The sequence below is a fragment of the Duganella sacchari genome, from assembly GCF_900143065.1.
In the GTDB taxonomy this organism is placed as follows: Bacteria; Pseudomonadota; Gammaproteobacteria; order Burkholderiales; family Burkholderiaceae_D; genus Rugamonas; species Rugamonas sacchari.
This window is the reverse complement of record NZ_FRCX01000009.1, coordinates 221272-241867: the sequence shown is the minus strand read 5'-3', so window position 1 is coordinate 241867 and position 20596 is coordinate 221272. Positions and strand designations below refer to the sequence as shown.

Here is a 20596-nt window from a genome sequence, read left to right as displayed (position 1 = left end):
TACCCTTTTTTGCAACAAACTCTCGCCTAGCACGAAAAATAGGGTTAGAATCTCTCTAAATCTCACGGAAATGTCTGATGAGTTAGCCGTTTTGTAACGTAAACGTGTATTATCTCGGTTAAGCACTAAAAACCGGCATAATTGTCTGTGTTTTGTAGTGCTTCAATGGTAATTGAGCTAAAAATTTTTCTTACCCATGTGTTGCTTTTCCACAAAAGTAGCCAACGAACCTACTTAAAACATTATGTCTCTCAAAGAAATCACTGCGTCGCCGACCTACAACCCGAACCGCGTGCTGGACGCGATCATTGAAAAGCTGCAGCTGAAAAATGATGCAGCGCTGTCGCGCGCGCTGGAAGTAGCGCCACCGGTCATCAGCAAAATCCGCCACAACACGCTGCCTATCGGCGCGACCATCCTGATCCGTATGCACGAGATCAGCGATTTCAGCATCCGCGAACTGCGCGAAATGATGGCGGCCTGATATCGGACGTCACATAAGAAAACGGCGCGTACCTTGCGGTAACGCGCCGTTTTTTTTAGCTGGGCCCGGTGCTTAAGCCGAGGTGCTGATGGTGGTGCCGATGCGCTGGCCGCTGGTATTGACGGTCGGTGCAATGGCCGCTTGCGGCGGCGGAGGCGGCGCTGCTTGCGCTACCCGCTCAGCAGGCTTGTCTACCGGCTGGACTTGTTCAGGCTGGCGAGCCGGTAGGGTTTGCTGTACAGCGGTGCTGCTGGGGGCGACAGTGTTGACGGCCATGATGTACTCCCATCCTCTTTCGTAAGTCCCGAGTATGCCACTTTTTTGGGCAGGCTGCGCAGATTTTGTGTGTCAGGCGGGCAGGCTCGGGCGCAGGCGGTAAAAGCTGGACTGTTGCGCCGTGACGAAGGCGGCCTCCGCTTGCGCCACGCTGGCGCCGGTCACGCCCGAATGCGCGATCTGCGCACCCACCATGCTCGAATACGCCACCTGTGCGCCAATCACGCCGGAGTAGGCGACCTGCGCACCCACCACGCCAGAATAGGCGACTTTTGCGCCCACTATCCCGGAATGGGCAAACGAGGCGGCTGCCACGCCGGAATACGCCACCTTGGCCGGCGCTGCTGCGCGCACATAATCCTCGCCAAACGTGGCTTCGTACAATTCTTTCATACGCAGGCCGACGCGGATGTGCGCTGCCTCGTCATCCTCGCCGCGCAGGCCGATATACGGGAAGTGGTGCAGGAAATAGCCAAACACGGTGGCGCAATCGGCCGCGTACTTCATGGTGTCCAGGATGTGGTAGTGCCAGAAAGTGTCCACGTCCACCAGTGGCGCGGTCTGTTCGTTCGGGAACGTTTTCATCAGGTACAGGAAGCGGCGGTATTCGAATTCCACCGCGTTGGCGCGTTCTAGTGTCCAGCCTTCGCCGGACTCCTTGTGCATCAGCTTGACTTTAATCGGTTCCAGATCGAGGGCAGCAATGGTGGTCATGTCGTGAGCGTTCATCAGGATTTCCTTTGCGTTATTGATGCGGGTTGAAGAAAAGCAGCGAGCGTCTTGATTTTGCCCAGAGGAGAGGGGGGTTCCTTGAGGTTAATCAATGTTCGAATGGGTACTCAAATGCAAGATCAGCGGCCGGCATGATCTCCGACGAGGCCGGGAACGGCACCGAGATCGCCACGGTGGTGCCGCCGTTGGGAGTGCCCGTGATGGCGCACGTGCCGCCCAGCAAATGGATGCGTTCTTCAATGCCGACCAGGCCGAACGAGCCTGTCTTGTCGCGGCTGTTGTCGCGCAGGCCGATGCCATTATCACTGATCGTCATGCTCAAGGTGCTGTTCGATTGGCGCAACTCCACGCGTACCAGGCTGGCGCGTGCGTGCTGCAGGATATTGCTCAGCGATTCCTGCAGGATGCGGAAGATCGCCGTGGCGCTGTGGTCGTCAATCTGGATTTCCGGGTCGTGATCGATCAGTTCGCACACCATGCCGGAGCGCTGGCGGAACTGGGCGATCTGCCATTCCACCGCCGCGTTCAGGCCCAGGTCCAGCACGGTGGGGCGCAGGTCGTTGATGATGTGGCGTACGCTCTTGATGGTGCTGTCGATCTGGCTCAGCATGCGTACCGCGCGCGCGTGCAGGCGCGGGTGGCGGTGGCGCGTGCGGTTGGTCAGCAGGTCGACATCAATGCGCAGCACCAGCAGATTCTGGCCCAGGTCATCATGGATTTCGCGCGCGATGCGCTTGCGTTCCAGTTCCTTGATCTGATCGGAATGCGCGACCAGCCGCCGCAACCGCTGATGCGACTGCTGCAGGCGCGCCTGGCTGTTGCGCAACTCGCGCGTCATTTCCTTGGCCATCTTCACGGCCCGCATGCGCGAGGACGACAGCGTGTGGAACAGCAGGTAGAACAGCAACGAGCCGGTGAAGCCGCAAGCCATCGCCAGCCATGGCAGCCAGGTATCGAAGCGGCTGTACCAGCTGGCTTTGGGCGTGCTGAAATAGGCTTTCCAGTGACGGTTGTGGAAGTCGATCGGCAGCGCGACGCTGAACTGGTCGCTCGAGCGCAGCACCGGGCTGGCCGGTTTGCTGTCGAACAGCAGGGCCGGCGCGCTGGTCTGGCCATCGCCACTGTCGTACAGCACCAGGCGGGTGTCGCGTACCTGCATTGGTTCCAGCGCGCCCTGGACCAGGCGCGGCACGCTGAAACCGATGCCGACGGAACCGATGCAGGCAGCGCGGCGCTGGGCCGCGGTTTTTAGCGGCATGTCCTTGCGGTAGACCGGCAGGCGCAGCGCCAGTCCCGAGCCGACCGGCTGGTGCGCGCTGTCGATCGGGATGCCGGAAGCGCTGAGTTCACCGTTGTCGCGGCCGCGTTCCAGCGCGCGCGCGACGGGGACCCGGTAGCTGATGTCGCGGCCGATTTTTTCGCCGAACTCGGCCAGCGGTTCTATCATCGTCAGCACCCAGTATTCCGGCCGGCGCTCGGATGGCCAGATGGCCAGCGTCTCGGGATAGCCCAGCGCGGTGTCAGCGCTGATCCGCATGCTGCGCTCAAAGGCTTCGCGGTTGGCGTCAGTGACGTAGTGGGCGTAATTGATGTTGTCCAACGCGGGAAAGTGGGTCTCGATGTCGAGCCCGTCCACATAGCGATGGAAGCTGGCGCGGTCCACATGCTCGGCCGCGTGGAAGAAACTGGCGGTGCCACGCAGCACGTCGGTATAAGCGTTGATGCGCGAATTGATGTTGTACTGGGCGTTTTGCGCCTGGTGCCGGAAACGTTCGCCGGCGTCATACTCGATGGTGCGGTTGGCGGCCAGGTAAAACAGGCCGCCTATGCCCAGCGACAATAGCACCCCGGCCCACCATACCGGGCGGGAGGATGAGAACAGCCGCAATTTACCCAGAAGTGCCGCCATCCCTTTGCCCTTTGAGCAACCATAGTCTTTTGACTATAGGAAATAAGAGTTCAACAAGTCAAGTCGTTTTAAAAAAATGCTACTTGTCTTGGACAAAATGTTAACAAAAAACGGCGCTGTAAAAGCGCCGTTTTCAGCAGGGCAGGGCCGGCTTATTTGGCCGTCCAGCTGTCCTTCAGCGTGACGATGCGGTTGAACACCGGCTTGCCTGGCTGCGAGTCCACGCGGTCGGCCACGAAGTAGCCGTGGCGCTCGAACTGGAAGCGCTGGTCCGGTTGCGCAGCGGCCATGCCGGGTTCCAGATAGGCGGTGACCACTTCCTTGGCGTTGGGATTGAGCAGCGAGATGAAGTCCTTGCCGCCGGCGTCCGGCTGGGCGTCGGTGAACAGGCGGTCGTACAGGCGCACTTCGGCTTCCACCGCGGCGGTTGCCGATACCCAGTGAATATTGCCCTTGACCTTGTAGTTGTCCGAACCCGGGGTGCCGGATTTGGAATCTTCAAAGTACTTCACATGGACCGCGATGACCTTGCCGTTGTCATCCTTGTCGTAGCCGACGCATTCGGTGACGTAGCCGTGACGCAGGCGCACGCGGCTGCCCGGGGCGTCACCGATCGGCGGGTAGTAGCGGAAGTAGCCCTTGGCCGGCACTTCCATGAAGTCCTCTTCCTCGATCCACAGCTCGCGCGAGATCGGGAAGCTGCGCTGGCCCATTTCCGGGTGGTGCGGGTGGACCGGCGAGGTGCATTCCTCGGTCTGACCTTCAGGATAGTTGTCGATGATGAGCTTGAGCGGGCGCAGCACGGCGGTGGCGCGTGGCGCTTTCGGGTCCAGGTCTTCCCGCACGCAGCCTTCCAGCGTGCTCATGTCGATCCAGCCATCGGCCTTGGTGACGCCGATGCGTTCGCAGAACAGGTGGATGGCTTCCGGCGTGTAGCCGCGGCGGCGCAGGCCGACGATGGTCGGCATGCGCGGATCGTCCCAGCCGTCGACAATCTTTTCTTCCACCAGCTGGCGCAGCTTGCGCTTGGAGGTCACCACATAAGTCAGGTTCAGGCGCGAGAACTCGTACTGGCGCGGCACCGGCAGCGTGAAGAAGCCGCCTTGCGACAGGGTGTGCAGCAGCCAGTCGTAGAACGGGCGGTGGTCCTGGAATTCCAGCGTGCAGATCGAATGGGTGATGTTTTCCAGCGCGTCCGAAATCGGATGCGTGTAGTCGTACATCGGGTAGATGCACCAGGCGTCGCCGGTACGCACGTGGTGGGCGTGGCGGATGCGGTAGATGGCCGGGTCGCGCAGATTCATGTTGGGCGAGGCCATCGCGTCTTCGCTGGTCTTGGCGCGCAGGATGTGCTCGCCGTCAGCGAATTTGCCGGCCTTCATGTCGCGGAACAGTTGCAGCGATTCTTCGCGCGGACGGTTGCGGAACGGCGAATTGGTGCCCGGCGTATTGAAATTGCCGCGGTTGGCAGCCATATCCTCTGCCGACTGGCTGTCGACGTAGGCATGGCCTTGCTGGATCAGCCACTCGGCCATCAGGTACAGCTGGTCGAAGTAGTCCGACGCATAGTGCAGATGATGTTCAACCGCGCCGTCCGCCTGCGGATAGTCGTAGTTGAAGCCCAGCCATTTGACGCTGTCGATGATGGTATCGACGTATTCCTGTTCTTCCTTGGCCGGGTTGGTGTCGTCAAAGCGCAGGTTGCAGCGGCCCTGGTAATCGCGGGCCAGACCGAAGTTCAGGCAGATCGACTTGGCATGGCCAACGTGCAGATAGCCGTTCGGTTCAGGTGGAAAACGGGTGATGACGCTGGGCATGCCCTCGCGGACGTGGGTGCCGGCCGCCAGGTCGGATTCGACGATGGCGCGCAGGAAATTGGATGGTAGTGCTGGCGCTGGGCTGTTTTTGTCGTTGCTCATCTGAATAGTTGGACCATGCAAAAGTTCTCTAGAAGCGCATTTTACCGTATCCCCAGTACAGATACGGCTGCGCGGTATAATGATCGATTAATTTGAGTTGGCACCCCACCCGGAGTTTCCAAAATGGAAAATTATTACAATACACTGGGTATCGCGCCGAACGCCACGGAAGACGAAATCAAGAAGGTCTACCGCTCGCTGGCCATGCGTTTCCACCCGGACCGCAACCAGGCGCCCGGCGCGGATGCGCGCTTCAAGGCAGTGAGCAAGGCATATGAAGTGCTGTCCGATCCGGCCAAGCGCGAAGAATACAACCAGAGTCTGAACCACCGCATCATCATCGACGCGGAAGCCGAAGCGTATCAGCTGTGGCGTTCACTGTTCGGCCTGCATGGCACCACGCTGCCGCCGGCCTGAACCACACCCGTTTTAGAAAGCACGCAATGAGTAGAAAAGTACACCCTGAGTTCGCCTATCAATCGCGCGAGCTGGAAGGCCAGATCGAGGGCATCCTGGGCGATCCGCCGGACCGCAAGAACTATCAGCGCATGGTCGAGGCGCTGGTGGGCGAGTACGCCCAGGGCGGCGGCATTGAAGATGTGAACATGCTGGCGTTCGCGCTGGTCGATCACATCGAATTCAACAACCCGAAAGGCCTGCTGGCCGAAGCGCAGGATTACGAGTTCGGCGACGCCGCGCGTGTGTTTGCCATGGCGTCCTGCAAGGGCGAGGAAGCATCGCGCATGTACAGCGCGATCGCCGAAAGCATGCCGGACCTGGCGCGCCAGGCCATCATCACCGCCTTCCTGCACAAGAATCCACGCCGCTGGGATGACGATGACCAGTCGCTGGACCAGCTGGGCACCAATGATGACGGCGACGATGTCGATGATGAAGACATGAGCGCGACCGACGACTTCGCCCAGATGTTCGACCAGGATGGAGAATAAGCATGTCCGAGAAATCTAATCTGCCCGCATTGAGCAAGCAAGTGACGGAACTGGTGCTGGCCGGTTCGCTGAGCCACGCCGAAGAAGCGTTTGCCGAAGCCGCCGACCAGTTCGGCGACCTGGCAGTGGTGGAAGTGCTCAACAACATCCCGCCGCAAGTGACCGCGCTGCACATGGCTGGCTTCGACGGCGGCAAGATGTCGCTGACCACCTTGCTGGTGCCGCCCAAAGCCTGGGCCGACAGCCTGGCCTTCATGGCCGCCACCTGGCCCGACGACCAGATCGAGGACGATCCCGAGCGCATCGCCGAGTCGCTGTTCGCCCACATCCATGGCGTGGTGTTTGCCACCGATGACGAAGAACGCCGCAACGAACTGCTGGCGGCCGCTTCGGCCACCGACCACGGCGCCACCATCTTTGCCATCCTGTTCTCGCTGGCGCCGAAAGAAATCCTGGAAGTGGCTGGCGAAGTGATTTCCAAAGGCCCGTACCTGACCGGCCAGACCTCGTCCGACAGCGACATCGTGCCGGTGGCGATTGCGCTGGCGCAGGCCTCGGAAGACGGCTGGGACCGCGCGCTGTTCGAACTGTTCCCGGAATTCCGTCACAGCGCCGATCTGGCCGATGCCGAATTCAACGACGATCCCGACGAAGAACCCAGCTTCCTGCAGCGCTCGACCAAGGAACTGCTGTACCGTCTGCGCAAGCAGGTACCGTCGACGCGTGCGGCCAAGACGTCGCGCCGTACCGTCGGCACCAACATCTTCTCGTGATGGGTGGCTCATCGATGCTGCCTGCACTCGTAGTAGAAAACCTGCCGCGGCTGACGCGCGCGATCCAGCAGCTGGCGGCCCATCCCGACGATGACGCCGCCTACACGCTGGCCGATGAACTGACCGGCATCACCGCCATGGTGGCTGAAAAGTTCACCAACGACCGCACCGCCGACGGCATCCAGCGGGCGCTGCAACTGACCACCGGCTGCGTGTCGCTGGGCCTGGATCACGCGCTGGGCAATGACGACGACCTGGCGGCGCTGGACCTGCTCATCGACGAAGGCGCGGAACACGCGTTCCAGATCGGCTTCCGCCTGGTCAAGGAACTGGTGGCGCTGCCGGAAGACGCGCTGGTCGGCGAGTACGATACCGACCCCGTGTACGCGGCGCGCCGCCTGCGCGAAAAATTCGTCGATATCTGCCTGACCGATCCCAACCAGAACTGGAATGGCTCCGAGCGCTATGTCACCCAGCTCAAGCAGCGCAAGGAAGTGCAGGGCGTGGTGCGCCTGGCCAACTGGCTGCGCCGTCACAACACCGAAGGCCCGGTCAGTGACGCCGACCTCAACGCGGAAGGCGTGATCGCGCTGGCCGTCATCTTTGCAGTGGAAGGCGGCGGCATGATCGTCGCGCGCACCGGCCAGAAAGAGTTCGAACGCTTCGTCAAGGCGGTGCGCAAGAACAAGCCGGACTACGAAGCGGGCTGGGCCGCGTTAGTCAGCAAGGTGCCGGCGCAGCATCATCCGGTGCTGCTGGACCGCATCGCCAGCTACCGCGAGACCTGCACCGTGCTGCAAAACATCAGGGGCCGCACGGCGATGAAAACCCTGTTCGCGGAACTGGAAAACTACGCCGGTTCCGAACTGGACGCCGACTACTCCTGAGTGATAGCAACGGCTGTCAGGCGGTGGCGGTGGCGGCCTCGGTGGCCACCGCCACAAAAGCCGCCACCAGTGGCGATACCGCGTCCTTGCGCTTGGCGAGGTACAGCACGGTAGTGGCCTCGGCATCGGCCATCGGGCGATAGCAGACATCGCTCATGCGGATCGTGTCGAACGGACTCGGCAACACCGACACGCCGCAGCCCGCCGCGACCAGGCCAATGATGGTGGAAGCTTCTCCCGCTTCCATCGCAATGGTGGGCTTGAAGCCGGCCTCGCGGCACAGCCGGTTGATTTGCGGATGAATGCCGGTGCCCGCGCTTTCTGGATACATCACCAGGGGCTCGCCTTTCAAATCACTGATGGTGATGCTTTTTTTCTTTGCCAGCGGATGAGCGACCGGCAGCACCATCACCAGCGGATCGCGCCGCAGTACCGTCATCTCCACCGATTCCGGCAAACTCAGTTCAGGCGGGCGCACCAGGCCCAGGTCCAACTCGCGCGCGGCCAGCGCCTCGATCTGGCCGATGGTCGACATCTCCTGCAAGGTCAGCTGCACGCCCGGATAGCGCTGGCGGTAGCGGTTGATGATGGCCGCAAACAGCGGCGTCAGCGGCGTGGAAAACGTAAAGCCCACACGCAGCTCGCCGGCCTCACCGCGCGCGGCGCGGCGGGCGGTCTGGATCGCCTGCTCGGACAAGGCCAGCACGCGGCGCGCGTCCTCGAGAAACAGCTTGCCCGCTTCCGTGAGGCGCACCCAGCGTTTGCTGCGCTCCAGCAGTTGCGCGCCGATTTCCGCTTCCAGCAGCTGGATCTGATGGCTGAGCGGCGGCTGGCCGATGTGCAGGCGCTCGGCCGCGCGCGTGAAGCTGAGCTCCTCGGCAACGGCAACGAAATAGCGCAGATGGCGTAATTCCATTATATTTTCTAAGTATGACTGAGGGTTTAAATATATATTGGACAGCTTAGTGTGGCAATCCTAAGATGAGGTCATCGTACCTCTCAGGATCGGCCCATCATGCCAGCCAGTGCCGCAGCCATCTCCGTCCCACCGCTGGCGCATGCGCCAGGCAAACGCATCGCCCAGGGCAGTCCCGAGTTCAACCGCAGCAACCGCGCCTTGTTCTTTGGCGGATTCTCCACGTTTGCCCTGTTGTACTGCGTACAGCCGCTGATGCCCGTGCTGTCGCACGAATTCGGGCTGAGCGCGGCACAGAGCAGCATGGTGTTATCGATCTCGACCGGCGCACTGGCGCTCTCGCTGCTGGCCTCGAGCGCGCTGTCCGAACGCCTCGGACGCAAACCGCTGATGGTGGCCGCCATGGCGATTGCCGCCGTGATGACGCTGCTGAGCGCGTTCGCCCACAACTACGCCCAGTTGCTGGCCCTGCGCGCACTGCTGGGCATCGCACTGGGCGGCATGCCCGCAATCGCGATGGCGTACCTGAGCGAAGAAATCGAACCCGCATCGCTGGGCCTGTCGATGGGCTTGTACATCAGCGGCAGCGCGTTTGGCGGCATGGCGGGGCGGGTGATGACCTCCGTGCTGAGCGACCACCTGTCGTGGCGGCTGGCGCTGGGGATGGTGGGCGTGGCCGGCATCGGCGCCGCACTGGAATTCTGGCGCAGCCTGCCGGCGTCGCGGCACTTCACGCCCGTCAGCGGCGGTTGGCGCACGCTGCCGTCCGGCTTCAAACTGCACCTGTCCGATGCCGGGTTGCCGTGGCTGTTTGCACTGGCCTTTTTACTGATGGGCGCGTTCGTCAGCCTGTACAACTACATCGCCTATCGCCTGCTGGCCGCGCCGTTCAGCCTGAGCCAGAGCGTAGTGGGGGCGGTGTCCTTCTTCTACTTGCTGGGGATCTACAGCTCAGTGTGGGCGGGTCGGCTGGCCGACCGATACGGCCGCCGTCATGTCATCTGGGCCGTCATGCTGATCATGTTTGCGGGTCTGATGCTGACCTTGTCCAACTGGCTGCCGGCGATCCTGGCTGGCGTCGCACTGTTCACCTACGGCTTCTTCGCGACGCACTCGGTCGCCAGCAGCTGGGTAGGGCGGCGCGCGCTGAGCAACAAGGCGCTGGCATCGGCCTTGTACCTGTTCTTCTACTACCTCGGTTCCAGCGTAGTCGGTTCCGCGACCGGCATCCTGTGGGGGCACGCCGGGTGGCCCGGCGTCGTCGCCGTACTGGCCGGCGCACTGATGCTGGCGCTGCTGGTCGCCCTGCGCCTGCGCAAGCTGGCCCCGCTGGGCCAGTCCGAGCGCTAACTCCGGGGTCAGGTCCGCCATTTCTACACGGCCTCTTCCGTAGCGGCATGCCAAGGCTGGGCTCGTGTAGAAAAGACGGACCTGACCCCGTCTTTCAGGCGGCGTTTTTCAGCGAGGCCATGTCGATCACGAAGCGGTATTTGACGTCGTTTTTGACGAGGCGCTCGTAGGCTTGGTTGATGTCCTGAATGGCGATCATTTCGACGTCGCTGACGATGTTGTGCTCGGCGCAGAAGTCCATCATTTCCTGCGTTTCCTTGAGACCGCCAATCGCGGAGCCTGCGATGGATTTGCGGCCCAGGATCAGCCCGACGCCGGTTGGCGGCGGGTCCAGCTCGGTCAGCACGCCGACCATGGCCATGGTGCGGTCGCGGCGCAGCAATGCAACGTAGGGGTTGACGTCGTGCGACACGGGAATCGTGTTGAGCAGGAAGTCGAAGCTGTTGGCATGGGCCTGCATCGCCTCGGCATCGGTCGACAGCAGCACCTCATCCGCGCCCAGGCGCTGGGCGTCCTTGCCTTTCTCGGGCGAGGTGGTAATCATGACGACGCTCGCGCCCATGGCTTTCGCAAACTTGACGCCCATGTGACCGAGGCCGCCCAGGCCGATCACGCCGACCTTGTGGCCCGCGCCGACTTTCCAGTGGCGCAGCGGCGAGTAGGTGGTGATGCCGGCGCACAGCAGCGGCGCCACGGCCTTCAGGTCGAGCTTGTCCGAGACTTTGACGACGAAGTGCTCGTCCACCACGATGATGTCCGAGTAGCCGCCATAGGTTGGCGCGCCGCTGTCGCGCTCGCGGCCGTTGTAGGTGACCGTCATGCCGTTCTCGCAGTACTGCTCCAGATGTTCGTCGCACGCCGAGCAGTGGCGGCACGAGTCGACCAGGCAGCCAACGCCGGCCAGGTCGCCGACCTTGAATTTATGCACGCCGCTGCCGACCTGCGTCACGCGGCCGATGATTTCGTGGCCGGGCACCATCGGGTAGATCGAACCACCCCAGTCGTCGCGCGCCTGGTGCAGGTCGGAGTGGCAGACGCCGGAGTAGAGAATGTCGATTACCACGTCGTTGATGCCCGGCGCGCGGCGCTCGAAGCTGAACGGGACGAGGTGGGAATGCTGGTCGTGGGCGGCATAGCCGTGGGCTGTAAACATGGGGAGCTCCTGGTGGGATAATCAAGCAATTGTTATCGGTTGTTGCACTATAATTCCCGGACTATGCAGCTAACAAGCGAGTTGGTCTGCATGAATTAAACAGGAATTTTGCATAATCATGCAACTTGATAATCTCTCTCACCTGGCCGTATTTGCTTCCGTGGCGCGGCATGGCAGTTTCCGCAAGGCGGCGGCCGAACTGGCGCTGTCGGCGTCGGCGGTCAGTTACGCGGTGCGCACGCTGGAGGACCGGCTCGGCGTGGGCCTGTTCAATCGCACCACGCGCAGTGTGGCGCTGACCGAGGCGGGCAAGCACTTGCTGGAGCGTTTGCAGCCGGCGCTGGGCGGCGTCAATCTGGCGCTGGAGGAGATGAATCTGTTCCGCGCTTCGCCGTCCGGCACGCTGCGCATCAACAGCTCGCGTGATGCGGCGGTGATGGTGATTGGTCCGCTGATCCAGCGCTATCTGGCGGCGTACCCGGATATCACGCTGGAGGTCGTCAGTGACGATGGCATGGTCGATATTGTCGAGCGTGGTTTCGATCTCGGCATCCGTTATGAGGAGCACGTGCCGGAGGACATGATCGCTGTGCCGGTCTGGCCGGCGCAGCGTTTTGTGGTGGTGGGCGCGCCGGAATATTTTGCGCGCCACGGCGTGCCGCAGCATCCGGACGATCTGGCGCATCACAACTGCGTGCGTTACCGCTTCCCGCGCGGGAATTTCTACAAGTGGGAGTTGGCCAAGGGCGATGTCAAACTGGAGGTGGATGTGCCGGGCCGGCTGTCGGTCGGCGATTCCGAACTCGCGCTGCGCGCCACCTTGGATGGTGTGGTGATTACGTTCCTGCCCGAGTACCGCCTGTTGCCGCACATCGAGGCGGGCCGCCTGGTGCGGGTGCTGGAGGACTGGTGCCCGCTGAACACGGCGCTGATGATGTATTACCCGCGCCAGCGGCGCATGTCGTCGGCCTTGCGGGCCTTTGTGGATATGGCGCGCCTGCCCGCTATTTGATGGCGGCCTGATCTGCGTCAGTGCCGTGCGTGGTTGTTGAAACCGCCAGTGGCCTCTGCGGTCGAATTCGCACGGTCGAATTCTTCACAAGGAGGGCATCATGATGCATACCAATGATCTGGAGCACCGGTTTTATTTTGTGGAACGCGCGGTCAGGCTCACGGCGCAAGCGGCCTCGGCGGAGTTTGGCCTGCCGAAGGAGTTGCGTGACTGCATAGAACAGATGGACAAGCGTGCCGACCAGGCGCGCGAAGTGTTTCAGTCCGCAGATGAAACGCGCATCCGCAAGCTGGTGCGTGACATGGACGTCCTGGCCGACCGCGCCAAACGCATCTGCAATTACATTCCCACCTTGTCCGGCCAGATCAAAGGCGCCGTCACGCATTTGCACAGCCAGATTCAGGAACTAAAGCGCGATCTGCATATCTAACGAGGAGCAGGCCGCCAGCACGGGGCCTGAATTGCCATGGGTGATAAACAAACTCACTGGGAGCTAATCATGCATTTTGGATTCAGTCTTTTGTATTTGCTGGTATTGGCCACTGGTGCTGCGTTGATCGAGCTGGTCGCGCGTGGTATGCGATGGTTGGGAGTGAGTGACTTTACGTATTACGCGCTTTCAGGAACCGCGCACCTGATTTTGTTAATGGACATCGCACTGCTGGTATGCGTTCTCTATTTTTCGGCACGCAAACTATTGCGAGGAGCAAGACATGAAGGATGACCAGGAGAGCTATGTGAAGCGCATGTTCAAGGACAGTTTGCGTCGCTACTTTGCCCCATTATCAGGCGCAATCCGAGGCGCCCGTCAGGCCATGCGGGCTGAGATGCGGCGGGACGACCGTGATCTGGAACGGTTGCGTAAGCGTTAGCGCTACGGTCTGATGACGGCAATCATTTCGCCTATGTCGTCGAGCCCGGTTTCTTCGAAGCCGAAGCTGCGGTAGAAGGCGCGGGCGTTGGCGTTGTCCGGCTTGTAGCAGATGGTGATGAGTTTGACGTCGGGCTTGGCTTTGAGTTCGTCCAGCAAGAGCTGCATCGCGCGGCGGCCTATGCCTTTTCCCTGCTGGGCATGATCGACCATGAAACGGTAGATGCCGTACTCACCCACGTGGTTGTTGGACTGCCGGTCATACAGCAGGAAGCCCGCAGGCTTGCCTTCGTGGTAGATGCCGCGCGGGATGTAGTCGTCGTAGTAGCGTGCCTGGGCGATCGAGTAGGCATTGCTGGCCAGGTAGTCCCGCTGGGAGTCCGGCAACTCCATGTCCATGAAGTCTTCGAAGTTATCGACGGTGATGGCTTCCAGCGTGACCATGTTCACAGCACGCCTTTTGCGCGTAGGGCGGCGATGTCGTCGTCGCTGCGGCCCAGCAGGTCGCGCAGCACGGCATCCGTATGCTGGCCCAGCAGTGGCGGCGCGACGGCATTGTCGGTTGGCGTCAGCGACATGCGCATCGGGCTGCGCACCAGCCTGGTGGTACCGGCGGTGGGGTGCGGTACGTCCATCACCACACCGCGCGCCTGGATCTGCGGGTTCTGGTAGACCTGGTCGAGGTTGTTGATCGGCCCGCACGGCACGCCGACTTCCTCCAGCTTGTCGATCCAGAAATCGCGTGGTTGCTGCAGCACCATCTCGGCCAGTATCGGCACCAGCTCGTCGCGGTTCTTCACGCGCAGCGGATTGGTGGCGTAACGTTCGTGGAAGGCCAAGTCGGGACGGCCGCCAGCTTCGACAAATTTCTGGTACTGGCCATCGTTGCCGGTGGCGACGATGATGTAGCCGTCCGCGCACTGGAAGGTCTGGTAGGGCACGATGTTCGGGTGCGCATTGCCCCAGCGCTTGGGCACTTTGCCGCTGTTGAGATAGTTGCTGCCGGCATTGGCCAGCATGGCCACCTGCACATCCAGCAGCGCCATGTCGATGTACTGGCCCTCGCTCGTGCGGTCGCGGTGCGTGAGCGCGGCGAGGATGGCGATGGTGGCGTACATGCCGGTCATGAGGTCGGTCAGCGCGACGCCGGCTTTTTGCGGACCGCCACCCGGCAGGTCATCGCGCTCGCCGGTCACGGACATGAGGCCGCCCATGCCCTGGATCAGGAAGTCATAGCCGGCACGGTGCGCGTACGGACCATCCTGGCCGAAGCCGGTGACCGAGCAGTAGACCAGATCCGGCTTGATGGCCTTGAGCGTCTCGTAATCGAGACCATAGCGCTTGAGCTGGCCGACCTTGTAGTTTTCCAGCACCACGTCGCTGTGCCTGACCAGCTCGCGCAGCAGCTGCTGGCCTTCCGTGCTGGCGATGTCCACCGTCACCGAGCGCTTGCCGCGGTTGGCGGACAGGTAGTATGCCGCTTCGGTGGTGTCCTTGCCGTCGGCGTCGCGCGCATACGGCGGCCCCCAGGCGCGCGTGTCGTCGCCGTTGCCGGGACGTTCAATCTTGATGACGTCGGCGCCGAGATCGGCCAGATTCTGCGAGCACCACGGTCCCGCCAACACGCGGCTCAGGTCGAGTACGCGGAGATGGCCTAGCGCTTTTGGAGCTGTCATGATGTGTTTTAACCTTTTGAGCGAACAATCAGGCCGCTAGTGTAGTGGCTCACTCGCTCGGCTGCACGTAATTTTTTTGCAAGCTGTCGGCAAGCGCGTGGGCGTCGCGCCAGCGCTGGATGGGCGAGGGGTAGTCGGCCTTGCTGCGCCGGGGCCAGTCGCTGTCGCGCATCATCTTGCGGAAATAGCCGGACAGGGCCGATGCCGGCCAGCCCGCGCGCCAGGCCAGCCGCAAGCCCTCGCGGTCGGCTTCCTGTTCCTGCGCGTAGTTGGTGGCGGCCAGGACGCCCATGAGGCGGCTGTCGTGATCGACCGCGTATTCCAGTTCTGCAAACGGGCGTCCGGCCCAGGCTGGATCCAGCTGCAGCGCGGCCTGATATTCCTTGAGGTTGTGATGCAGGGCGGCGTGTTCGATTTCATGGGCCAGCAGCATGGCCAGTTCGGCGTCATTGAGTGCCAGCCGTTCGACGTAAGCCTGGCTGACCAGGATTTTGCCGCCGGCCATGCAGTCGGCATTCATGTCGGGATCGTCAGTGGTGTGGACTTCCCACGCCCACGCTGCGGTGTCGGGATAGTCGCGTTTGGCTTGGGCGATGAGCACGCCGGCGATGCCGCGCACGCGGGCGGTGAAGCCGGCGTCGCGGTTGATGTTGCGCCCGGCCAGCCGGTCGGCGTACATGGCGGCGGCGCGCGTCATCACTTCCGCTTGCGTCGGCGTCGCTGCCCCGCCGGACGTGGGCGTGGCGACGGCTAGCAGCAGGCCCGCTATTCGTGATAACGTTGTTGTCCTTGCCATCACAACCCCCGAGGCAAAGCCATGTGGCCTTACCCAAAAATTGTTGCACATCGCGGCGGCGGTACGCTGGCGCCGGAAAACACGGTGGCCGGCCTGCGCGCCGGCGTGGCTTACGGCTTCCGCGCCGTCGAGTTCGACGTGATGCTGTCGCGCGACGGCATCGGCATGGTGGTGCACGACCCCGCGTTCGGCCGCACCATCGCCGGGCAGGGCAGTGTCGCACAGACCGACGCCGTCGATCTGGCCGCGATGGACGCGGGCAGCTGGTTCGGGGCGGAATTCCGCGATGAGCCAGTGCCATTCTTCACCCAGTTCATCGATTATTGCAAGGCGCAGCGCATCTGGATGAATGTGGAAATCAAGCCGGCCGACGGTTTTGAGGCGGAAACCGGCGCCTGGGTTGCAAAAATCACACGCGACAATTATGCCGCGGAGCTGGCTGGCGGCGATCCCGCCGGCTATCCTTTGCTGTCCTCGTTCAGCTTTGACGCGCTGGCGGCGGCCCGCGATGCGGCGCCCGAGCTGCCGCGCGGCTATCTGCTGGATAAAATCCCGGCCGACTGGCAGGCGCAGGCGAAGCAGCTGGGCGCCGTGGCCATCCACACCAATCAAAAGCACCTGACGCCGGCGCTGGCGGCGCAGATCAAGGCAGCCGGTTATGGCCTGTTTTGCTATACCGTCAACGACCCGGCAAGGGGCCGGGAAATCCTGTCCTGGGGCGTGGATGGTTTCTGCACCGACCGTATTGATTTGATCGGTCCCGCCTTCACCTAAGACCCTGAGGCCTGCGCGGTCATATATAATCAACCCTTTGCATTTGCCAGTTACTACTAGCTTACGACATGAAATCATCCGAAATTCGCGACAAATTCCTCAAATTCTTTGAATCCAAAGGTCACACGATTGTTCGTTCCAGCTCCCTGGTACCTGGCAATGACCCGACCCTGCTGCTGACCAACTCCGGCATGGTGCAGTTCAAGGATGTGTTTACCGGCACCGACAGCCGTCCGTACACCCGCGCCACCTCGGTGCAGCGCTGCGTGCGCGCCGGCGGCAAGCACAATGACCTGGAAAACGTCGGCTACACCGCGCGTCACCACACCTTCTTCGAGATGCTGGGTAACTTCAGCTTCGGCGACTACTTCAAGCGCGACGCCATCAGCTACGCCTGGGAACTGCTGACCAAGGTCTACCAGCTGCCGGTCGACAAGCTGACCGTGACCGTGTACCAGGAAGACGACGAAGCCTACGACATCTGGGCCAACGAAGTGGGCGTGCCGAAAGAGCGCATCATCCGCATCGGCGACAACAAGGGCGCACGCTACGCCTCGGACAACTTCTGGCAGATGGCCGACACCGGCCCATGCGGCCCGTGCACCGAGATCTTCTACGACCACGGCGCCGACATCTGGGGTGGTCCTCCAGGCTCGCCGGAAGAAGACGGCGACCGCTTCATCGAAATCTGGAACCTGGTGTTCATGCAGTTCAACCGCGACGAGCAGGGCGTGCTGCACAAGCTGCCGAAGCAGTCGGTCGACACCGGCATGGGCATGGAGCGTCTGGCTGCCGTGCTGCAGCACGTGCACTCGAACTACGAGATCGACCTGTTCCAGAACCTGATCAAGGCTGCCGCGCGCGAAACCGGCGCTACCGACCTGGAAAACAAATCGCTGCGCGTGATCGCCGACCATATCCGTTCGGCCGCGTTCATGATTGTGGACGGCGTGATCCCTGGCAGCGAAGGCCGTGCCTACGTGCTGCGCCGTATCATCCGCCGCGCACTGCGCCATGGCCACAAGCTGGGCCAGACCAAGCCATTCTTCTACAAGCTGGTGGCCGACCTGGCGATCGAGATGGGCGCTGCCTACCCGGAGCTGGAAGAAGCCAAGGACAACGTCGCCAAGATGCTCAAGGCAGAAGAAGAGCGCTTTGGCGAAACCCTGGAAACCGGCATGAAAGTGCTGGAAGCCCAGCTGGCCAAGGACGCCACGGGCATCGATGGCGCCACCGCCTTCACGCTGTACGAAACCTATGGCTTCCCGCCGGACCTGACTGCCGATATCTGCCGCGAACGCGATATCAAGTTCGACCAGGAAGGCTATGACGCTGCGCTGAAAGAAAGCCAGGAGCTGTCGCGCAAAGGCGGCAAGTCGGTCAAGGACGCCAAGGTCGAGTACAGCGGCGAGAAAAACAAATTCGTCGGCTATGACAGCCTGAACCACAGCAGCAAGGTCATCGCGCTGTATTCGGCCGGCTCGCCGGTGCAGGAACTGACGGCTGGCCAGTCGGGCATCGTGGTGCTGGACACCACGCCGTTCTATGCAGAGTCGGGCGGCCAGGTCGGCGACCAGGGCGTGATCGCCAGCGGCGCCGCACAGTTTGACGTCAGCGACACGCTGAAGATCCAGGCGGACGTATTCGGTCACCATGGCGTGCTGGCCTCGGGCGCGCTGAAAGTCGGCGACGCGGTCAGCGCCACCGTCGATCAGGCCAAGCGCGGCCGCACCGTCCGCAACCACTCGGCGACCCACCTGATGCACAAAGCCCTGCGCGAAGTGCTGGGCTCGCACGTGGCACAGAAGGGCTCGCTGGTGGATCCGGACAAGGCCCGTTTCGACTTCAGCCACAATGCGCCGATGACCGCCGAGCAGATCGCCCAGGTCGAAGCCATCGTCAACCAAGAGATCCTGGAAAACCACGCCACCCAGTCGCACAATATGTCGTTCGACGACGCCGTCAAGCATGGCGCCATGGCGCTGTTTGGCGAGAAGTACGGCGATGAAGTACGCGTGATGGACATTGGTAGCTCGAAAGAGCTGTGCGGCGGCGTGCACGTCAACCGCACCGGCGATATCGGCCTGTTCAAGATCGTCTCGGAAGGCGGCGTTGCTGCCGGTATCCGCCGCGTCGAAGCGGTGACCGGCGAAGGCGCGCTGGCGCTGGTGCAGGGCATGGCCCGCAAACTCAACGAAGCCGCTGCCGCGCTGAAATCGAATCCGGAAGAGCTGACCGTCAAGATCGGCGCCGTGCAGGACCAGGTGAAGTCGCTGGAAAAAGAACTGGCGGCACTGAAGTCCAAGCTGGCAGCAGGCCAGGGCGACGAACTGGCTGGCCAGGCCGTCGACATCAAGGGCATCAAGGTGCTGGCAGCCACGCTGGAAGGCGCTGACGTTACCGCGCTGCGCGAAACCATGGACAAGCTCAAAGACAAGCTGAAGACCGCCGCCATCGTGCTGGCATCGGTCAATGACGGCAAAGTCAGCCTGATTGCGGGCGTCACGGCGGACAGCACTTCCAAGGTCAAAGCAGGCGAGCTGGTCAACTTCGTTGCACAACAAGTGGGCGGAAAAGGCGGCGGACGCCCTGATATGGCGCAAGCCGGCGGCACCGATCCGAGCGGCCTGGCGGGCGCACTGGCCGGTGTTTCGGCGTGGGTCGGCGAACGCGTATAAAGCGTTAAAAACCGCTATAAAGTAGTGTTTATGCGGCCTGCGTGAGGTGTAACAGTCTCACGCAGGCCGTTGTTCTTCGTGGGTTAGTGTTGTATACTTTCCAGTTCCCGTTGCAAACTTGCAACGCACAACGAACTATTTTGGTGCAGCGCGTCATCCATTCCAAAAAGGAGTAGTATGACGACACACCTAACCAAAGAGCGGGTTCTCAATGAGCGACACGATACTGGAAAACGAAATCATTGAATTTCATAAGGAACTGGACGCACGCGGCCTCAATTGCCCGTTGCCTATCCTGAAAGCCAAAAAGGCGCTGGCAGAACTGCAGAGCGGTGAGGTGCTGCGCATTATGGCAACGGACCCAGGTTCGGTGCGTGATTTCCAGGCATTTTGCAAACAAACCGGCAACGCCCTGTTGTCCCACGTCCAGACTGGCCGTGAGTTTGTCTTTTTGATGCAGCGCAAATAATTCCTCCGCTGTAATTCCCCTCCAGAATTCGTCTTGAAGATTTATTTTTTAGACGATTTCTACTAGCTAAAAAACGCACGATCGTGCTTAAATTTCTTGTGTGGGGCAGATTTCTCATATAATCTAGCCCACATTATCAGTCCCGAATTCTTTATTTTTCCAAAGGCACAGCTATGAAAGTCTTGGTACCCGTCAAACGCGTGGTCGACTACAACGTCAAAGTGCGTGTGAAGTCCGATAACACCGGCGTCGATATCGCTAACGTCAAAATGTCGATGAACCCGTTCGACGAGATCGCGGTGGAAGAAGCCACCCGTCTGAAAGAAGCTGGCAAGGTCACCGAAGTGATCGCCGTGTCCGCTGGCGTGACCCAGTGCCAGGAAACCCTGCGTACCGCCATGGCGATTGGCGCCGACCGCGGCATCCTGGTGGAAACCGCCGTAGAACTGGAGCCGCTGGCAGTTGCCAAGCTGCTCAAGGCACTGGCTGACAAAGAACAGCCACAACTGATCATCCTGGGCAAACAGGCGATCGACGATGACTCCAACCAGACCGGCCAGATGCTGGCTGCGCTGCTGGGCTGGCCACAAGCGACGTTCGCGTCGAAAGTGGTGCTGGAAGACGGCAAAGTCACCGTGACCCGCGAAGTGGACGGCGGCCTGGAAACCCTGTCGCTGACGCTGCCAGCCATCGTCACCACCGACCTGCGCCTGAACGAGCCACGCTATGTGACCCTGCCGAACATCATGAAAGCGAAAAAGAAAACGCTGGACGTGACCAAGCCGGAAGATCTGGGCGTCGACGTTACCCCACGTCTGAAAACCGTCAAAGTTGCCGAGCCTGCCAAGCGCTCCGCTGGTATCAAGGTACCGGACGTTGCAACCCTGGTCGCAAAACTGCGCACCGAAGCTAAAGTAATTTAATTGCTTCATCCCGTGCCTAGCGCGGGATCGCTAAATAATGATTCTATT

23 protein-coding genes are annotated in these 20596 nt (G+C 61.5%); 14 read left to right on the top strand and 9 right to left on the bottom strand.

What is annotated here, in order from left to right; all coding sequences use genetic code 11:
* Window positions 1–244 precede the first annotated feature (244 nt).
* The gene (locus BUA36_RS21145) at window positions 245–484 is read left to right on the top strand and encodes a hypothetical protein (RefSeq protein ID WP_072787300.1); all 240 of its coding nucleotides are present in this window, start codon (window positions 245–247) and stop codon (window positions 482–484) included.
* Window positions 485–556: 72 nt separating this feature from the next.
* On the opposite strand, the gene BUA36_RS21140 is transcribed toward BUA36_RS21145, so the two are convergent.
* The 4 genes from BUA36_RS21140 to BUA36_RS21125 form a co-directional block, all read right to left on the bottom strand.
* Window positions 557–760 (bottom strand): hypothetical protein, encoded by a 204-nt coding sequence (locus BUA36_RS21140; protein ID WP_072787299.1) that lies wholly within the window; start codon window positions 758–760, stop codon window positions 557–559.
* Between the two features lie 72 nt (window positions 761–832).
* A complete protein-coding gene (locus BUA36_RS21135; RefSeq protein WP_072787298.1) occupies window positions 833–1489 on the bottom strand; it encodes a glycine-rich domain-containing protein in 657 nt (218 codons plus the stop codon).
* Window positions 1490–1580: 91 nt separating this feature from the next.
* A complete protein-coding gene (locus BUA36_RS21130; protein ID WP_084560265.1) occupies window positions 1581–3401 on the bottom strand; it encodes a CHASE domain-containing protein in 1821 nt (606 codons plus the stop codon).
* 152 nt (window positions 3402–3553) lie between these two features.
* Window positions 3554–5320: a glutamine--tRNA ligase/YqeY domain fusion protein gene (locus BUA36_RS21125; RefSeq protein ID WP_072787297.1), complete on the bottom strand. Its 1767-nt coding sequence runs from the start codon at window positions 5318–5320 to the stop codon at window positions 3554–3556.
* Window positions 5321–5443: 123 nt separating this feature from the next.
* Between BUA36_RS21125 and BUA36_RS21120 the strand changes: the two genes are divergently transcribed.
* The 4 genes from BUA36_RS21120 to BUA36_RS21105 are packed head-to-tail and all read left to right on the top strand — an operon-like array spanning window position 5444 to window position 7930.
* Window positions 5444–5737, top strand: a complete 294-nt coding sequence (locus BUA36_RS21120) for a DnaJ domain-containing protein (RefSeq protein ID WP_072787296.1) — start codon at window positions 5444–5446, stop codon at window positions 5735–5737.
* 26 nt (window positions 5738–5763) lie between these two features.
* Window positions 5764–6270, top strand: a complete 507-nt coding sequence (locus BUA36_RS21115) for a hypothetical protein (protein ID WP_072787295.1) — start codon at window positions 5764–5766, stop codon at window positions 6268–6270.
* Window positions 6271–6272: 2 nt separating this feature from the next.
* Window positions 6273–7043, top strand: a complete 771-nt coding sequence (locus BUA36_RS21110; RefSeq protein WP_072787294.1) for a hypothetical protein — start codon at window positions 6273–6275, stop codon at window positions 7041–7043.
* 14 nt (window positions 7044–7057) lie between these two features.
* Complete coding sequence (locus tag BUA36_RS21105; protein ID WP_072787293.1) at window positions 7058–7930, top strand: hypothetical protein; 873 nt, start codon at window positions 7058–7060, stop codon at window positions 7928–7930.
* 16 nt (window positions 7931–7946) lie between these two features.
* Here the strand turns inward: BUA36_RS21105 and BUA36_RS21100 are convergent, their stop codons facing one another.
* Complete coding sequence (locus BUA36_RS21100; RefSeq protein WP_072787292.1) at window positions 7947–8846, bottom strand: LysR substrate-binding domain-containing protein; 900 nt, start codon at window positions 8844–8846, stop codon at window positions 7947–7949.
* A gap of 99 nt (window positions 8847–8945) precedes the next feature.
* On the opposite strand from BUA36_RS21100, the gene BUA36_RS21095 reads away from it, so the two are divergent.
* Window positions 8946–10196, top strand: a complete 1251-nt coding sequence (locus tag BUA36_RS21095) for an MFS transporter (protein WP_072787291.1) — start codon at window positions 8946–8948, stop codon at window positions 10194–10196.
* Between the two features lie 94 nt (window positions 10197–10290).
* Here BUA36_RS21095 and BUA36_RS21090 read toward each other — a convergent pair whose 3' ends face one another.
* A complete protein-coding gene (locus BUA36_RS21090; RefSeq protein ID WP_072787290.1) occupies window positions 10291–11349 on the bottom strand; it encodes an NAD(P)-dependent alcohol dehydrogenase in 1059 nt (352 codons plus the stop codon).
* A 118-nt stretch (window positions 11350–11467) separates the two neighbouring features.
* Here BUA36_RS21090 and BUA36_RS21085 point away from each other — a divergent pair, with 118 nt between their 5' ends.
* From BUA36_RS21085 to BUA36_RS30790, 4 genes are all read left to right on the top strand, one after another.
* Window positions 11468–12361, top strand: a complete 894-nt coding sequence (locus tag BUA36_RS21085) for a LysR family transcriptional regulator (protein ID WP_072787289.1) — start codon at window positions 11468–11470, stop codon at window positions 12359–12361.
* A gap of 100 nt (window positions 12362–12461) precedes the next feature.
* Window positions 12462–12791 (top strand): hypothetical protein, encoded by a 330-nt coding sequence (locus BUA36_RS21080; RefSeq protein WP_072787288.1) that lies wholly within the window; start codon window positions 12462–12464, stop codon window positions 12789–12791.
* A gap of 36 nt (window positions 12792–12827) precedes the next feature.
* Complete coding sequence (locus BUA36_RS21075) at window positions 12828–13085, top strand: hypothetical protein (RefSeq protein ID WP_072787287.1); 258 nt, start codon at window positions 12828–12830, stop codon at window positions 13083–13085.
* Window positions 13075–13233 (top strand): hypothetical protein, encoded by a 159-nt coding sequence (locus BUA36_RS30790; protein ID WP_167544321.1) that lies wholly within the window; start codon window positions 13075–13077, stop codon window positions 13231–13233. Before BUA36_RS21075 ends, BUA36_RS30790 begins: the two co-directional genes overlap by 11 nt.
* Before the next feature lie 2 nt (window positions 13234–13235).
* Here the strand turns inward: BUA36_RS30790 and BUA36_RS21070 are convergent, their stop codons facing one another.
* The 3 genes from BUA36_RS21070 to BUA36_RS21060 are packed head-to-tail and all read right to left on the bottom strand — an operon-like array spanning window position 13236 to window position 15704.
* On the bottom strand, window positions 13236–13676 hold the full coding sequence (locus tag BUA36_RS21070) for a GNAT family N-acetyltransferase (RefSeq protein WP_072787286.1): 441 nt from the start codon (window positions 13674–13676) through the stop codon (window positions 13236–13238).
* A gap of 2 nt (window positions 13677–13678) precedes the next feature.
* Window positions 13679–14908 carry a CaiB/BaiF CoA transferase family protein gene (locus tag BUA36_RS21065; RefSeq protein WP_072787285.1) on the bottom strand — a complete coding sequence of 410 codons (1230 nt, stop codon included), beginning with the start codon at window positions 14906–14908 and terminating at the stop codon, window positions 13679–13681.
* 49 nt (window positions 14909–14957) lie between these two features.
* Window positions 14958–15704, bottom strand: coding sequence for a M48 family metalloprotease (locus BUA36_RS21060; protein WP_167544320.1), 747 nt, complete (start codon window positions 15702–15704; stop codon window positions 14958–14960).
* 21 nt (window positions 15705–15725) lie between these two features.
* Between BUA36_RS21060 and ugpQ the strand changes: the two genes are divergently transcribed.
* The 4 genes from ugpQ (at window position 15726) to BUA36_RS21040 (ending at window position 20548) form a co-directional block, all read left to right on the top strand.
* The gene (ugpQ, locus tag BUA36_RS21055; protein WP_072787283.1) at window positions 15726–16478 is read left to right on the top strand and encodes a glycerophosphodiester phosphodiesterase; all 753 of its coding nucleotides are present in this window, start codon (window positions 15726–15728) and stop codon (window positions 16476–16478) included.
* A 68-nt stretch (window positions 16479–16546) separates the two neighbouring features.
* Complete coding sequence (gene alaS, locus BUA36_RS21050) at window positions 16547–19156, top strand: alanine--tRNA ligase (RefSeq protein WP_072787282.1); 2610 nt, start codon at window positions 16547–16549, stop codon at window positions 19154–19156.
* A 211-nt stretch (window positions 19157–19367) separates the two neighbouring features.
* Window positions 19368–19625: a sulfurtransferase TusA family protein gene (locus BUA36_RS21045; protein ID WP_072787281.1), complete on the top strand. Its 258-nt coding sequence runs from the start codon at window positions 19368–19370 to the stop codon at window positions 19623–19625.
* Between the two features lie 173 nt (window positions 19626–19798).
* Complete coding sequence (locus BUA36_RS21040) at window positions 19799–20548, top strand: electron transfer flavoprotein subunit beta/FixA family protein (RefSeq protein WP_072787280.1); 750 nt, start codon at window positions 19799–19801, stop codon at window positions 20546–20548.
* Window positions 20549–20596 lie beyond the last annotated feature (48 nt).